At 69.6% G+C, this 13,921-nt stretch carries 12 protein-coding genes; 5 read left to right on the top strand and 7 right to left on the bottom strand.

Going from position 1 to position 13,921, the window contains the following annotated elements; genetic code table 11:
* Positions 1 to 128: 128 nt before the first annotated feature.
* From ACJH5R_RS22405 to ACJH5R_RS22395, 3 genes are all read right to left on the bottom strand, one after another.
* Positions 129 to 716 carry a TetR/AcrR family transcriptional regulator gene (locus tag ACJH5R_RS22405; RefSeq protein ID WP_406760130.1) on the bottom strand — a complete coding sequence of 196 codons (588 nt, stop codon included), beginning with the start codon at positions 714 to 716 and terminating at the stop codon, positions 129 to 131.
* The gene (locus tag ACJH5R_RS22400; RefSeq protein ID WP_406760129.1) at positions 716 to 1,936 is read right to left on the bottom strand and encodes a cytochrome P450; all 1,221 of its coding nucleotides are present in this window, start codon (positions 1,934 to 1,936) and stop codon (positions 716 to 718) included. The genes ACJH5R_RS22405 and ACJH5R_RS22400 overlap by 1 nt, the downstream gene beginning before the upstream one ends.
* A 111-nt stretch (positions 1,937 to 2,047) precedes the next feature.
* On the bottom strand, positions 2,048 to 3,415 hold the full coding sequence (locus tag ACJH5R_RS22395; RefSeq protein WP_406760128.1) for an FAD-binding oxidoreductase: 1,368 nt from the start codon (positions 3,413 to 3,415) through the stop codon (positions 2,048 to 2,050).
* A gap of 133 nt (positions 3,416 to 3,548) precedes the next feature.
* On the opposite strand from ACJH5R_RS22395, the gene cynR reads away from it, so the two are divergent.
* The 5 genes from cynR (at position 3,549) to ACJH5R_RS22370 (ending at position 7,621) form a co-directional block, all read left to right on the top strand.
* Entirely contained in the window at positions 3,549 to 4,436 is an 888-nt protein-coding gene (cynR, locus tag ACJH5R_RS22390) for a transcriptional regulator CynR (RefSeq protein ID WP_406782976.1), read from the top strand.
* A 72-nt stretch (positions 4,437 to 4,508) separates the two neighbouring features.
* On the top strand, positions 4,509 to 5,012 hold the full coding sequence (locus ACJH5R_RS22385; protein ID WP_406760126.1) for a nucleoside deaminase: 504 nt from the start codon (positions 4,509 to 4,511) through the stop codon (positions 5,010 to 5,012).
* Positions 5,013 to 5,245: 233 nt separating this feature from the next.
* Positions 5,246 to 5,683 (top strand): MarR family winged helix-turn-helix transcriptional regulator, encoded by a 438-nt coding sequence (locus ACJH5R_RS22380; RefSeq protein ID WP_406782977.1) that lies wholly within the window; start codon positions 5,246 to 5,248, stop codon positions 5,681 to 5,683.
* Positions 5,684 to 5,749: 66 nt separating this feature from the next.
* Positions 5,750 to 6,568 (top strand): uracil-DNA glycosylase, encoded by an 819-nt coding sequence (locus tag ACJH5R_RS22375; protein WP_406760125.1) that lies wholly within the window; start codon positions 5,750 to 5,752, stop codon positions 6,566 to 6,568.
* A gap of 21 nt (positions 6,569 to 6,589) precedes the next feature.
* Positions 6,590 to 7,621 (top strand): LLM class flavin-dependent oxidoreductase, encoded by a 1,032-nt coding sequence (locus ACJH5R_RS22370; RefSeq protein WP_406760124.1) that lies wholly within the window; start codon positions 6,590 to 6,592, stop codon positions 7,619 to 7,621.
* 59 nt (positions 7,622 to 7,680) lie between these two features.
* Here the strand turns inward: ACJH5R_RS22370 and ACJH5R_RS22365 are convergent, their stop codons facing one another.
* From ACJH5R_RS22365 to ACJH5R_RS22350, 4 genes are all read right to left on the bottom strand, one after another.
* On the bottom strand, positions 7,681 to 11,760 hold the full coding sequence (locus tag ACJH5R_RS22365; RefSeq protein ID WP_406782975.1) for a PecA family PE domain-processing aspartic protease: 4,080 nt from the start codon (positions 11,758 to 11,760) through the stop codon (positions 7,681 to 7,683).
* Positions 11,761 to 11,831: 71 nt separating this feature from the next.
* Positions 11,832 to 12,287 (bottom strand): nitroreductase family deazaflavin-dependent oxidoreductase, encoded by a 456-nt coding sequence (locus ACJH5R_RS22360; protein WP_406782974.1) that lies wholly within the window; start codon positions 12,285 to 12,287, stop codon positions 11,832 to 11,834.
* A 17-nt stretch (positions 12,288 to 12,304) separates the two neighbouring features.
* Entirely contained in the window at positions 12,305 to 12,730 is a 426-nt protein-coding gene (locus ACJH5R_RS22355) for an HIT family protein (RefSeq protein ID WP_406782973.1), read from the bottom strand.
* A 17-nt stretch (positions 12,731 to 12,747) separates the two neighbouring features.
* Positions 12,748 to 13,899: a MalY/PatB family protein gene (locus tag ACJH5R_RS22350; protein ID WP_406782972.1), complete on the bottom strand. Its 1,152-nt coding sequence runs from the start codon at positions 13,897 to 13,899 to the stop codon at positions 12,748 to 12,750.
* Positions 13,900 to 13,921 lie beyond the last annotated feature (22 nt).

Raw genomic sequence — 13,921 nt, 5'->3', positions numbered from 1 at the left:
GATACCCCGGCCCAACGCCTAGCCGCCCTCCTCGATCAAGCCGCCTAGCGGCGTTGCACTAGCCACTTGACTTTGAGGGGTCGAACGTGAAGCTGTCTTCACGCTCGGCGGGTGAATCGCGCGCGGGATTACTCGTGAGACCGCACCGAAGGCGAGACCACGACCGGTACCACGAATTGCGTCAGCATCTCCCGCTCGTCGTCGGCGTCGTGGCCGGGGAAGCTCAGCATCGACGTCACCACCCGCACCACCCACCGGGCGCGCTGCTGAACCACGTCGCCGTCGCCGGTACCCAATGCAGACAGGAATGACGCGACCATCACGGTGATCACATCGGACTGCGCGGCCATCGCGGCACCGATCGGCGGTCCGGTCTCGGCGAACCACGACACCAGTGCCGGGTTGCCGCGTACCAGGGCCAGCGATTCGGTGATCCCGGCGACCAGTCGCTCTGCCGGGTCGTCGACGCCGGCCAGCCGCCGGGTCAACTCGTGATAGAGCGCATTGGCCCACCGGTGCACGTAGGCGGTGTGCAGTGCGTCTCGGCTCTCGAAGTAGCGATACAGCGTGGCCCGAGAGCAGCCTGCGGCGCGGGCAATCTCATTCATGCCCACCGAACCCGGGTCCTGTTCGGCGAACAGCTTCTCGGCCGCATCGAGAATCTTCTCGGCAGCCAACTCGCCGCGCTGATCGGACAGCCAGGCCCGCCCGGCCATCATGATCCGACGGTGAAGGGAATCGACATGGGACGACGCACGTAACTGCCGCCGGCCCAAACGATCCCGGACTCGTCGATCGTGTAGTTCGGGCAGCGGGCCAGCAGTTCCTCCAACGCCACCCGGGCCTGCATCCGGGCCGCCTGATTGCCGATGCAGTGGTGGGCGCCGTAGCTGAAGGCGAGGATCTGGTGCGGCTTGCGTTGCACGTTGAGTTCGGCGGCGTCCGGCCCGAACTGGCGTTCGTCGCGGTTGCCCGATCCGTAGAGCAGCAACACTTTGCGGTCCGCCGGAATCGTGGTGTCGCCGATGGTGACGTCCCGGGTGGTGGTGCGGGCCAGCCCCTGCACGGGGGAGGTCAACCGCAGCATCTCCTCGACGGCGTCGCGGATCAGCTCGGGTGAGTCCACCAGCAGCTGACGCTGATCGGGGTGTCGCTGCAGCAATTGCACTGAGCCGCCAAGCATTCCGGTGGTCGTGTCGTTGCCGCCGGTCACCATGGTGAAGGTGAACGCCAGCACCGACAGCAGCCCCTTGATATCACCGTCGGCGCCCATCCCGGCCGCCACCAGATGCGAAACGGTGTCATCCTCCGGGGCGGTGCGGCGGCGTTCGATGAGTCCGCTGAAGTAGGCCATCATCTCGCCGATCGCGTCACCGGCCGAGGCGACGCCGTCTTCGCTGGTGGTGGCCGCGACGACAGCCTCGGTCCAGCGGTCGAACTGGCTGCGGTCCTCCTCCGGCACGCCCAGGTAGTGCGCAACCACCATCGACGGCAGCGGCTTGAACAGCTCGGTGACGATGTCACCACCGCCGTTGGCCTGCAGCCGCTCGAGGCGCTCGATGACGAACTCACGCACCTTCGGCTCCAGCAGCTCGACCTGCCGCGGCATGAAGCCGCGGGCCACCAGCTTGCGAAATTCGGTGTGTACCGGGGGATCTTGCATCACCATCGGCGGGTTGTCGGCCAGGCCGATCATCTCCAGCTCGCCGTAGTTGACGGTCAGTCCCTGTGCGGAGGAGAACGTCTCGTGGTCGGCGGCGGCGGCCCAGATGTCGGCGTGCCGGGACAAGACGTAGTAGTCCTGGTCAGGCGCGTTCTCCGGGACCACGTGGTGGACCGGGTCGTGATCGCGCAGCGCGGCGTACATCGGCCAGGGGTTGGGCCAGGTGTCGGCGTTGCAGAGTTCGAACTTCGGATGAGACAGCGTGGTCGTCATGTCTCATTGATACGACAACGCCCCGACCGGTGTCAATGGCCGAGTGTGAAATCCACGACGCGACGCGCCGGGGGAGCGTCGGCAGATTCACACTCGGGGCGAGGAGGGGGCCTAGATCCCCGAACCCGGGTTGAGGATGTTCAGCGGGTCGAGCGCGGCTTTGACCCGCTGATTCAGCGCCATCACATCGGGTCCCAGCTGCTCGGCCAGCCACGGTCGCTTCAACCGCCCGACGCCGTGTTCGCCGGTGATGGTGCCGCCCAGCGCCAGGGCCAGATCCATGATCTCGCCGTAGGCGAGCTCGGCGCGCCGCACATGGTCGGGGTCATTCGTGTCGTGCACGATCAGGGGGTGCGTGTTGCCGTCGCCGGCGTGCGCGATCACCGAGATCAGCAGTTGGCGCTCGGCGGCGATGTTCTCGATACCGGTGATCAGCTCCGCCAGCCGCGGCACCGGCACCCCAACGTCCTCCAGGAGCAGCGGACCCTTCGCCTCGACCGCCGGGATGCAGAACCGCCGGGCCGCCACGAAGCCCTCGGCCTCGACCGGGTCGTCGGTGGAGAACACCTCCTTGGCATGGTGCTCGGTGAACACCTGGGCCATCAGCTCGACGTCCTCGGCGCCCGCGTGGCCGCGCTCGTCGGAGGCGGCCACCAGCATGGCCGCGGCCTCGCGGTCCAGGCCCATACGCAGTTGGTCTTCCACGGCGTTGATCGCCGCCGAGTCCATGAACTCCAGCATCGACGGGCGCAGCCGCCCGGACACGTCGAGCACCGCCTCGGCTGCGGCGGTCACCGAGTCGAAAGTGGCTACCACCACAGCCGATTTCGGCTGAGCCGGCAGCAGGCGCAGGGTTACCTCGGTGACCACCCCGAGGGTGCCCTCGCTGCCGACGAACAACTTGGTCAACGAGAGTCCGGCGACGTCCTTGAGACGAGGCCCACCCAGGCGGACCGCTGTGCCGTCGGCCAGCACCACCTGCAGTCCCAGTACGTAGTCGGTGGTCACGCCGTACTTGACGCAGCACAGGCCGCCGGCGTTGGTGGCGATGTTGCCGCCGATGCTGCAGATCTCGAACGACGACGGGTCCGGCGGATACCACAGTCCGTAGGCGGCGACGGCCTTCTTCACCTCGGCGTTGAACAGTCCCGGCTGGCAGACCGCGGTGCGGGTGACGGGGTCGACGGTGATGTCGCGCATCTTCTCGGTACACAGCACGATGCCGCCGTCGATCGCCGTGGCTCCGCCGGACAGGCCGGTGCCCGCGCCGCGAGTCACCACCGGCACCCGGTGGGCGCCGGCCCAGCGCATGACCGTCTGCACTTCTTCGGTGCGCAGCGGGCGCACCACCGCCAGGGGCTGGCCCGCCATCGGGTCCAGCGCGTTGTCCTGCCGGTATCCCGCGGTGATCGTCGGGTCGGTGACCACCATGCCCTCGGGGAGATCGGCGATCAGTTGGGTCAATGCGTCGGCGTTCACGCAGGTCATCCTATGAGGTGAGTGGACAGTTCAGCCGCGTCGAGCCGCGAGCCCGGCTGGGGCCTCGCAATCAGGCAATAGCGTCCAAGACGTAGTACCCATCATCTCGATTGATGGCGCCTATAGTCAGTCGATGGAGCTGCGCCACATCCGGTATCTGCTGGCGGTGGCCGAGCACGGGAATTTCACTCGGGCGGCCGAGGCGCTGCACATCTCCCAGCCGACGCTCTCGCAGCAGATCAAGCAACTGGAGCGCGCACTGGCGGTGGAGCTGCTGGATCGCTCGGGCCGCACGGTACGGCTGACCGATGCCGGCGAGGCGTATGCCGAGCATGCCCGGTTGGCGCTGCGCGATCTCGATGCCGGCGAACGTGCGGTTCACGACGTGCAGGACCTGTCGCGCGGGCATCTGCGGGTGGCGATGACGCCGACATTCACCGCCTACCTGATCGGGCCGCTGGTGCACCGGTTCCACACCGCGCATCCGGGCATCACCCTCTCGGTCCGCGAGGACACCCAAGACCGCATCGAGGCCGACCTGCTCGCCGACCGACTGGACCTCGGTATCGCCTTCGCGGGCCCGCATGCCGACGGGATCGACCACACCGCGCTGTTCGCCGAGACGCTGACGCTGGTGGTCGGCTCGGGCCACCCCTTTGCGGCGCGAGCGACACCGCAGCCGGTCGCCCGGCTGGCCCGCGAGCCGTTGGTCCTGCTCAACACCGGTTTCGCCACCCGTCTACAGATCGACGCCTACTTCTCCGGCCAGGGCGTCGCGCCCCGGATCGTGGTCGAAGCCAATTCGATCAGTGCGCTGTTGGCCTCGGTACGTGGTGGCGCACTGGCCACGGTGCTGCCCGATGCGATCACCCGTGAGCGTCGCCACGTGCATTCGGTGCCGCTCGTCCCGCCGCTGCCTACCCGAACCGTGGTGGCGCTGGTGCGCGCCGCTGCCTACCGCTCGGCGGCCGCGCAGGCATTCATCCGCATGCTGGCGGAATTCGCGTACGAAATCGATTGATGACATCTATCGCATCCATCGAATACAAGTATTGGACTCAATAGCGCGAGCTGCGGCAGTCTAGGAGCTGACATGGACTTCGCGCAACACACCATTGAGCTTGCTCGCCGCAACGTCGAGCAGGGCGGGCGCCCGTTCGCCACGGTCATCGTCAGGGACGGTGCGATTCTGGCCGAAAGCGCGAATCGGGTCGCTCAGACCAACGACCCCACCGCGCACGCGGAGATCCTCGCCATTCGGCAGGCATGCACGGCGCTGGGCACCGAGCACCTGACCGGGGCCACCATCTACGTCCTGGCGTCGCCGTGCCCGATGTGCTTGGGCGCACTGTATTACTGCTCGCCGGACGAGGTCGTCTTCTTGACCACCCGCGAGGCCTACGAGCCGCATTACGTCGACGACCGAAAGTACTTCGAGCTCAACACCTTCTACGACGAGTTTGCCAAGCCCTGGGAGCAGCGGCGGCTGCCGATGCGGCACGACTCCCGCGACGACGCGGTCGAGGTCTACCGGCTGTGGCAGCAGCGGAACGGGCGAACGCCTTCGCGCGCCGGGGTGGTCAGCGCTCGAAACTAAGCCAGGCGGGTAGTTGATATAACAAGGATAATTAGGCCGATCGACGCGCGTGTGATCACCGCGACACTTCTGTCGGCACAGGATTAGATCTGCGTTGAACTGCGGTAATGCCCTGCAGTCACCGTCATCTGAGAGTCACGTCGATTCCTGGTTTAATAGTTGTCGAATCAATCACAAAGGACGCGGTTGTTGTGACGGAAGAGATCCGATGGCTGAACGAGACCGAGCAGCGCATGTGGCGCGGGTTTCTGGACAGCACTCGACTGTTGCTGCGGGAACTCGATTTTCAGCTGTTCGCCGACGGAGGGATCACCTTCGCCGATTTTGAGGTATTGGTGCTGTTGTCCGAAGCGCGGCAACGCCGATTGCGGATGGGTGAGATCACCGAGGCGGCGGTGACGACCCGTGGCGGGACCGCCGGGGCGGTGAGCCGATTGGCCAGGGCGGGCTGGCTGCGCCGCGTCGGGTGCGAGGAGGACAAGCGCGGACTGTTCGCAGAGCTGACCGACGCCGGGCTGGCGAAATTGGAGTCGGTATCGGGTGGGTACGCTGGCACGTTGCGACGCAACCTTTTCGACCTACTCAGTGCGCGTGATGTCGACCTGTTCGCGCACGCGTACGCACAAATCCGCGCCAACTTGTTGGAGAGCTCCGATCCGCGTTCCTGCTGACCCGACTCCGCACGGCCGCGCCGTGCCGGGCTGGGCATCGATTCCGGGAGCGTGCACAGTAGACCAATGCTCAACCATCCCCGCACCGGTCAGCCGTTCGACTCCCCGGTGCCTCCCGGGGCAGGATGGCCCGGCGACCCGGCAACTCCGGCAACGCCGCAGGCCGCCGACGCCGCGCGGGTGGTGCAGCTGGCTGCCCAAGCCGAGTCGATCGACGAACTCGACGCGCTGATCAGCGTCTGCCGCGCCTGCCCGCGACTGGTGACGTGGCGCGAACAGGTTGCGGCCACCAAGCGAAAATCCTTCGCCGACCAGCCCTACTGGGGCCGGCCGGTTCCCGGCTGGGGCTCGCCGAAGCCCAAGATCGTGATCGTCGGATTGGCCCCGGCTGCCAACGGAGCCAACCGCACCGGCCGGATGTTCACCGGCGATCGATCCGGCGACCAGCTGTACGCGGCGTTGTACCGGGCCGGGCTGGTCAACCAGCCCACCAGCGTTGACGCCGCGGATGGGTTGCAAGCTAATGACATCCGAATCATCGCCCCGGTGCGCTGCGCCCCGCCGGACAACGCTCCGACGACCCTCGAGCGCAACACCTGCGCGCCGTGGATCGACACCGAATGGCAGCTGATCGCTCCACATGTGCGGGTGATGATTGCGCTGGGCGGCTTCGCCTGGCAGATCGCGCTGCGGATTGCCGCCGACCGCGTGCCCAAGCCCAAACCGAAGTTCGGCCACGGCGCGCTCGCCCAACTGGGCCCGGCACTGCGGCTGCTGGGCTGTTATCACCCCAGTCAGCAGAACATGTTCACCGGTCGGCTGACCCCGGCCATGCTGGACGACATCTTTGCGCAGGCCGCGGTGCTGGCGGGACTATCCGGCTGAGTTCCGGTGTTGAGTAGCAACGTGCGTCTTTCCGTTCTTGATCTCGTCCCGGTCCGTACCGACCAGTCCACCGCCGACGCGCTGGCGGCCACGGTGCGGCTGGCCCAGACTGCCGACCGCCTCGGATTCACCAGATACTGGGTGGCCGAGCACCACAACATGCCCTCGGTGGGGGCCACCAGCCCGCCGGTACTGCTCGCGTACCTCGCCGCACAGACGTCGCGGGTGCGGCTCGGTTCGGGCGGGGTGATGCTGCCCAACCACGCCCCGCTGGCCGTCGCGGAACAGTTCGCGCTGTTGGAGGCCGCCGCACCCGGGCGCATCGACTTGGGGATCGGGCGGGCGCCCGGATCCGACCCGGTCACCTCGGTCATGCTGCGCTCCGGCCGCGGCGACGAGGACATCGCAAACTTCCCGGACTATCTCGACCACGTGCGGGCGATGATGAGCAGCCGCGGTGTGCAGGTCCAATTACGGGACGGCGACTACCTGCTCAAGGCCACCCCGGCCGCCACCGGCGAGCCGCGGCTGTGGCTGCTGGGATCGAGCATGTACTCGGCGCGGCTGGCCGCGGCCAAGGGGCTGCCCTACGTGTTCGCCCATCACTTCTCCGGTCAGGGCACCGAGGAGGCGCTGGCCTACTACCGGGAGAATTTCACTCCGAGCGAGGTGTGTGCGGCGCCGACGACGTTTCTGACCGTCAACGCGTCGGTCGCCGAAACCCGTGACGAGGCAATGGCATTGATGTTGCCCAACCTGCAGATGATGGCCCGGTTGCGGACCGGGCGACCGCTGGGCGCCGTTGATCTGGTCGAGGACGCGCAGGCGGCGGCGGTCTCCGACTCCGAACAACGCATCATCGACAGTGGGCTGCGGCGCGCGATCGTCGGCACCCCTGCCGAAGCGTCCGAGCAGCTCGCAGCGCTGGCGGAGCACTTCGCCGTCGACGAGGTGATGATCAATCCGGTCGCCTCGGCGCACCGCGGCACGGACCCGGCCAGCGCGCCCGGCCGGGAACGCACCTGCGAGCTGCTGGCCAAGGAGCTGCTGTAGGGCCTTAGCGGCGATCGCGAGGGCGGCGGAGCCGGGCGAAGCGGGTCGCCGCCATGAACCTAGCGACTGATGATGGTCGCCCCGAAACCGCTGGGCCGGTAGTCGATGTAGACCGGGTTCACCGAGAACGGGTAGTAGCCGCTGTTGGCCGCCCCGCCGGACGTCACATACGGACCGTTGTTCGTGGTGGTGTAGGAGTACAGCAGGGTGCTGCCGTCGGCGTTGTACACCGAGATCACCGTCCCGGCCGGCACCTGCGAACCGACACCGAGCTGCGGGAACAGCGACTGCGGGATGCTGCCGTACATGCCGCCGGAGTCGATCGAGGTCGTGACGGCCACCGGGGGAGCGCCGTTGATGGAGATCATCGTGTCCACGTAGGGCGATCCGGAGACGGAGGTCTCGGGGTCGAGCGGGTTCGGTCCGAAAACCACTTGGCCGGTCTGCTCGTCGATGAGCACGCCCTGGTTGAGCGCACCGGGCAGCGCCGAGATGATCGTCGAGGTGCCGGCATAGCCGTTGTTCGGTCCGACGCCCAGGACTCCGACGATGCCGTACTGGTTGAAGTACTGCGTCATGAGTGCGTTCGACCCGGCGGTGACCACGTTGACTCCGGTCGGGTCGGTGACGATGTCTCCTGAGCAGGCAAGCTTGTCGCAGAATCCCACGGTGGTGCTGTAGGTCTGGTAGCCGTAGCTGTTGCCGCCCAGGCCGGCGTAGCTGGCATTGCCGGAGAGCAGCACGTTGCCGAGACTCCCGGGGTTGCCGACGGCACTGTTCAGAATCGTCAGGCCGGTGGAGCCGGTGTCGATCTGGACCGGGACCGGCGGGCCACCGTTGATCGAGATGTAGACGATCGGGCTGATGCCGCCGCTTTGCAGGTACAGCGGAATGGTGACGTTGACCGGGCCCTCGGGGCCGCCGGTCTCGCCGGCGTGCCCGGTGCCGGAACCGGCCCCGCCCGCGCCCCCGGCGCCGTTGGCGCCGTTGCTGCCGACAGCGCCGCCACGACCACCGCCGCCGCCGTCGCCGCCGCTGCCGCCGTTGGCTCCGAGCCCGCCGGCGGCCACCGCACCCGCAGCCCCGCCGTCGCCGCCGTCACCGGCCGCCCCGCCGTGCACGTTCGTCCCGGTCAGGGTGGCGTCGCCTCCGTCACCGCCATTGCCACCGTGGCCGCCCGCGCCGGCGTTGCCGCCGTTGCCCGCCTGGGCGCCCAAACCGCCGGCGCCGCCCGCTCCGGCGTTTCCACCGGCGCCGCCGTTTCCGCCGTCACCGCCGCTGGAGCCCTGCGCATAGTAGGTGCCGGTGGCGCTTCCGCCGTTGGCGCCGGCGCCGCCGACGCCACCGTTTCCGCCGGTACCGCCGTTGAACCCGGTGTCGCCCTTGCCGCCGGACCCGCCGGAGCCGGCGGCCCCGCCGTTTCCGCCGTCGCCGCCGATCCCGACCGGAGCCTTGTTGATTCCGGGCTGGGCGTTGAATCCGGAGCCGGGTGCCCCGCCGTTACCGGCCGCGCCGCCGTTACCGCCATTGCCGCCGGTGCCGCCGGCGCTGTTGTCACCGGCCCCGCCGGTGCCACCGCCACCACCGGTACCGCCGCCGCCGCCCGCACCACCGTTGCCGTTGGTGCCGAAGGTGCCGTGCTCATGCAGCGCGACACTGCCGGTGTAGGCCGAGCCGGCCGCACCACCGGTACCGCCGGCGCCGCCGTTGCCGCCGTTGAAGCCGGTGCCGCCGCCGAGCGCACCGGTGACGCCGAACCCGCCGTTTCCGCCGACACCGCCGGCCCCGCCGTCGCCGCCGCTGCCGTACGGCACGCTGTTGGCGATGTCCAGCGTGGCGATGCCGTTGCCGCCGCCGTTGCCACCGGCTCCACCCGCGCCGCCGGCGCCGCCATTGCCCGTGCCGGCCCCGTGTGCGTAGACGCTGCTGCCGCCGGCCCCGCCGACTCCGCCCTTGCCGCCGTCGCCGCCGCTGCCGGGCAGGGTGGCGCTGGGGGGCAGCTGGCTCTGGTCCACGCCGCGGCCGCCGTCTCCGGCCTTGCCGCCGGCGCCGCCATTGCCGCCGTTACCGTCGCCGAGCGAGTTTCCGCCGGCCCCACCCTTGCCGCCGTTACCGCCGTCTCCGGCGTTGCCGTTGTTAACGACCGGGTTGCCATTGGCGCCGTTCGCGCCGTTGCCGCCGGCCCCGCCGTTCCCGCCGTTGCCGTGCGCGCTGCCGGTTCCACCGGCGCCGCCGTTGCCGCCGTTGGCTCCCGGGGTGACGGCATTGAAGCCGTTGCCGCCGTTGCCGCCGTTCCCGGTGTGGGGGGTCGCGGACCCGTCACCGCCCATCCCGCCGGTGCCGTTAGTGCCGCCTGTGCCGCTGGTGCCGCCGCTGCCGCCGTAGCCGCCCAGGCCGGCGTTGCCGCCGCGACCGCCATCCGGATTGGCCGCATTGCCGTCGCCGCCGTTGCCGCCGTTGCCGGCATCACCACTGGTCCCGCCTTTGCCGCCGTTTCCGGCCGCCCCCTGAAGTCCCGCGTCGCCGTGTGCGGCGGTGCCGCCCGCACCGCCGTTGCCGCCGGTGCCGCCTTTGCCGCCGTCGCCGGCGTTGCCGCCGTTACTGCCGGCGCCGCCGGCAACGCTGCTGTTGGCGCCGTCGGACCCGCTGCCGCCGGTCCCGCCGATGCCGCCGGTGCCGCCGGCACCGCCGTTGCCGGCATCGCCACCGAGGGTTCCGCCCGCACCGCCTACGCCGCCGTTGCCGCCAGTGCCGCCGATGCCGCCGGCGCCGCCGGCGACACCATTGCCGGACCCATTGCTGCCGTGGGAACCGAGCCCGCCCGCGCCGCCCGCGCCGCCGTGGCCGCCGTCGCCGTACACGCCGCCGTTGCCGCCGTTACCCCCGGTGCCGCCGGTACCGGCAGCTCCGGTGGTGGCCGCAAAGCCCGCCCCGCCGTCGCCGCCGTTGCCCCCGCTGCGCCCGGCCAGTCCGACCGCGCCGGCAGCACCTTGGGAACCGCTACCCGCCAGGCCACCGGCCCCGGCCATCCCGCCGGCCCCGCCATTTCCTGCTGCGCCGGCGTTGCCGCCGTCGCCGCCCGTGCCGCCGTTCAGGTGGGCGGCGGTGCCCGCCGCTCCGGTTCCGCCGGTACCGCCCACGCCGGCCGCGCCGCCTTGACCACCGGCGCCGCCATCGCCGTTTGCTCCGGCAGTGCCGTTACCTGAAGCGCCGCCGGCCCCGCCGTTGCCGCCCTGGCCGCCGCTTCCGCCGTATCCGCCGTCGCTGCCGTTGCCTCCCGTGCCGCCATTGATGGCGAAGTCTCCGGTGTGGCCATCGCTACCGGCTCCGCCGTTGCCGCCGGCCCCGCCGGCCCCGCCGTTGCCGCCGCGGCCGCCATCTCCGTACAGCGTTGACAGACTCGTCCCGCCTGCGCCTCCGCCGCCGCCCGTGCCACCGGTTGCGCCCAGGGCGCCAGTCGCACCGACAAATCCCGCTCCGCCGACGCCCCCGGCGCCGCCATTGCCGAACAGCCAGGCCGCGGCGTCGCCTCCGGCACCGCCAACACCGGCGGCTTCACCGTTGATACCGATTCCGCCGGCGCCGCCGGAACCGCCGTTGCCCATGAACGACCCGCCGGCCCCGCCGATGCCGCCTGCCGCGCCGGCGCCGCCGTCACCGCCGGCGCCGCCGTCACCGAACATGCCGGCCGCGCCGCCGTTGCCGCCGGCCACCCCGGCGGCGCTCTGGTCGAATCCGTCTCCGCCGTCGCCGAACCACAGGCCGCCGGCGCCACCGTTCGGGTTTTCTGCGGTGCCGTCGGCACCGTTACCGATCAGGATCTGGCCGGCGGCGGTGTTGATCCAGCCGTTGACCATCGACCCGAAGTCGCTGTTGATCCAGTTGTCGATCGACGTGTGGAACGGGTCGTAGAAGAGCTGGTCAAACCATGCCGCGGAGTCCAACGGGGCGGTCTCGGCGGCCACGCCGGCGACCGGCGTGAACATGTCGATCAGCCAGTCGAAGTCCATCCCGTCGGCGTGTGCCGATGGGGTCGCGGGCGTCAGCCCCACGGCGAGGAAAGTGCCGACCGCCGCCCCGGCTCCCGCCAGGCGCCGGCGTGCTGACTTCGACTTACCCGGCCTGCCCAGACGACTCATCGCCCCAAAGTACTAGCTGAGTGATACCTGAGCAAAGCAGAACAGCGGACTACTCGCAGAAATAATGCCTATTAAGAAGAGGGCACCGGCGTGAGCCTCACCACCGGGATCGGCCGAGACGTGCGGCGCTGGTAGCCGTTGTAGCGATCGGCATTGTTGGCGTTGACAATTCGCCACAGCCGGGCGTAGTCCGGGTCATCGGGCAGCACCGGCTGGGCGGTGGCCCGTAGACGCTTCGGCCCGATGTTGATCTCCACGTCCGGGTTGGCTTTGAGGTTGTGGTACCAGCCGGGGGAGCGGGGCGCGCCGCCCATCGACGCGACGATCAGGTACGTGTCGCCGTCGCGTGCGTAGGTCAGTGTCGAGGTGCGTGCCTGGCCGGTTTTCGCCCCGACGGTGTGCAGCAACAGGTTGGGCGGCAGGCCCGGCACCTTGTGGCCGATCCAGCCGCGGGTCTGTTGGTAGATCAGGTTGTGCAGGCTGAGCGCCCGGACGCCCACCTTTTCGATCGGGGATAGATGGTCCATACCCTCGAGTCTGCCCGCTAGCTGCCGCTGCTCGCCAGCGCCGCCCGCAGGATCGTCCCGGTGCCCTCGCGGTCCGGATCGCGGCGCACCAGCAGGCCCTTGGCAAAGGACAGACGGTCGCCGTCACGACGCGGTACCACGTGCAGGTGGATGTGGAACACGCTCTGAAAGGCTGCCCGGCCGTCGTTGATCACCAGGTTGTTGCCGTCGGCGTGCAGCCCGGAGGTGCGTGCGGCCTGGGCGATCCGCTGCCCGACGGTGAGCATGCCGGTCAGGGTGGCGGCCGGGGTGTCGGTCAGGTCCACGAAGTGTTGTTTGGGGATCACCAGGGTATGACCGCGGGTGAATGGCCGGATGTCGAGAAACGCCAGGTACTCGTCGTCTTCGAAAACCCGTACCGCCGGTGCGTCACCGGCGACGACGGCGCAGAACACGCAGGACATGCCCGCCACGTTAGCGATCACGTCAGCGCGCCGGCCATCGCCTCGATCGCCCGGTCCAGGATCGCCCGGGTGGTCGCGAAGTTCAGTCGCGCGAATCCCCGGCCGCCGCCGAACGGGAGACCCGGGCTCAGTGCCACCCGCGCGTCGGCCAGCAGGATCTCGGCCGGCTCGGCGGGCAAGCCCAGCGCCCGGAAATCGAGCCAAGCAAGGTAGGTGGCCTCGGGATGGCTGACCCGCAGGCCGGGCAGCGCTGCGGGCAGCGCTCGGCTGAGGTGGTCGCGGTTGCCCCGTAGGTAGGCCAGCAGGGCGTCCAGCCACGGTCCGCCGCGGGTGTAGGCGGCGAGGTTGGCGCTGATACCGACGGTGGCGGCGCCCATCGTGTGCAGCATGTTGATCCGGTCCCAGGCGGCGGTGTCGCGCGGATTGGTCAGGATCACCTGGGCGCACATCAGCCCGGGCAGGTTCCAGCCCTTGGAGGCCGACATCAGTGTGATGACGGTGTCGGCGGCGGCCGGTGACACCGAGGCGGCCGCGACGTGCGGCCGGTCGTAGACCAGCGGGGCGTGGATCTCGTCGGCGATCACCCGGGCTCCGTGGCGCGCGGCGATGTCCACGATCGCGCTGAGCTCCTCGGCGGTGAACGCGGTGCCCAGCGGGTTGTTCGGGTTACACAGGATCAGCGACCCGGCGCCCGCGGTGAACGCGGCGTCCAGGGCCTCCAGGTCCATCAGATAACGACCCGAATCCTGCTGTGTCATCGGGATTTCGATGCGTTGGCGCCCGGTCACGGTCAGCAGGTCGAAGAACGGCATGTAGGCCGGCACCGGCAGAACCACGGGGCTCTCCGGGCGGGTGAGGAACTCGATCACCACCTCCATGCCCTTGAGGACGTCGGGCACCACCCGCACCCATTCCGGCTGGATGGGCCAGTCGTAGCGGCGTTCGCACCACTGCGTGAGCGCCACCGGCAACGCATCGGAGTTCAGCGCCGGATAGCCGAATTCCTCGTTGGCCACGCAGGCGCGCACCCCGTCCAGCACCGCGGGGGCGGTGGGAAAGTCCATCTCGGCGATCCACAGCGCCAGCACGTCGGGGCCGAAGTGATTCCACTTGATGGTGCCCCGGGCGCGGAGTTGGGCGGGGGTCAGCGCATCAAAGACTTCAGCCACCCCGACAGTCTGCCGCGAGATA

Source organism: Mycobacterium sp. SMC-19, assembly GCF_045310815.1.
Classification (GTDB): Bacteria; Actinomycetota; Actinomycetes; order Mycobacteriales; family Mycobacteriaceae; genus Mycobacterium.
This window is presented reverse-complemented; position numbering and strand designations above follow the sequence as displayed.

Excerpts from the sequence above, each read along its gene's own strand:
- ACJH5R_RS22385 (WP_406760126.1), top strand. The coding sequence starts at position 4,509 with ATGGACTTCGCGCAACACACCATTGAGCTTGCTCGCCGCAACGTCGAG.
- cynR (WP_406782976.1), top strand. The coding sequence starts at position 3,549 with ATGGAGCTGCGCCACATCCGGTATCTGCTGGCGGTGGCCGAGCACGGG.
- ACJH5R_RS22380 (WP_406782977.1), top strand. The coding sequence starts at position 5,246 with ATGTGGCGCGGGTTTCTGGACAGCACTCGACTGTTGCTGCGGGAACTC.
- ACJH5R_RS22405 (WP_406760130.1), bottom strand. The coding sequence starts at position 716 with ATGGCCGGGCGGGCCTGGCTGTCCGATCAGCGCGGCGAGTTGGCTGCC.
- ACJH5R_RS22355 (WP_406782973.1), bottom strand. The coding sequence starts at position 12,730 with ATGTCCTGCGTGTTCTGCGCCGTCGTCGCCGGTGACGCACCGGCGGTA.
- ACJH5R_RS22360 (WP_406782974.1), bottom strand. The coding sequence starts at position 12,287 with ATGGACCATCTATCCCCGATCGAAAAGGTGGGCGTCCGGGCGCTCAGC.
- ACJH5R_RS22400 (WP_406760129.1), bottom strand. The coding sequence starts at position 1,936 with ATGACGACCACGCTGTCTCATCCGAAGTTCGAACTCTGCAACGCCGAC.
- ACJH5R_RS22375 (WP_406760125.1), top strand. The coding sequence starts at position 5,750 with ATGCTCAACCATCCCCGCACCGGTCAGCCGTTCGACTCCCCGGTGCCT.
- ACJH5R_RS22365 (WP_406782975.1), bottom strand. The coding sequence starts at position 11,760 with ATGAGTCGTCTGGGCAGGCCGGGTAAGTCGAAGTCAGCACGCCGGCGC.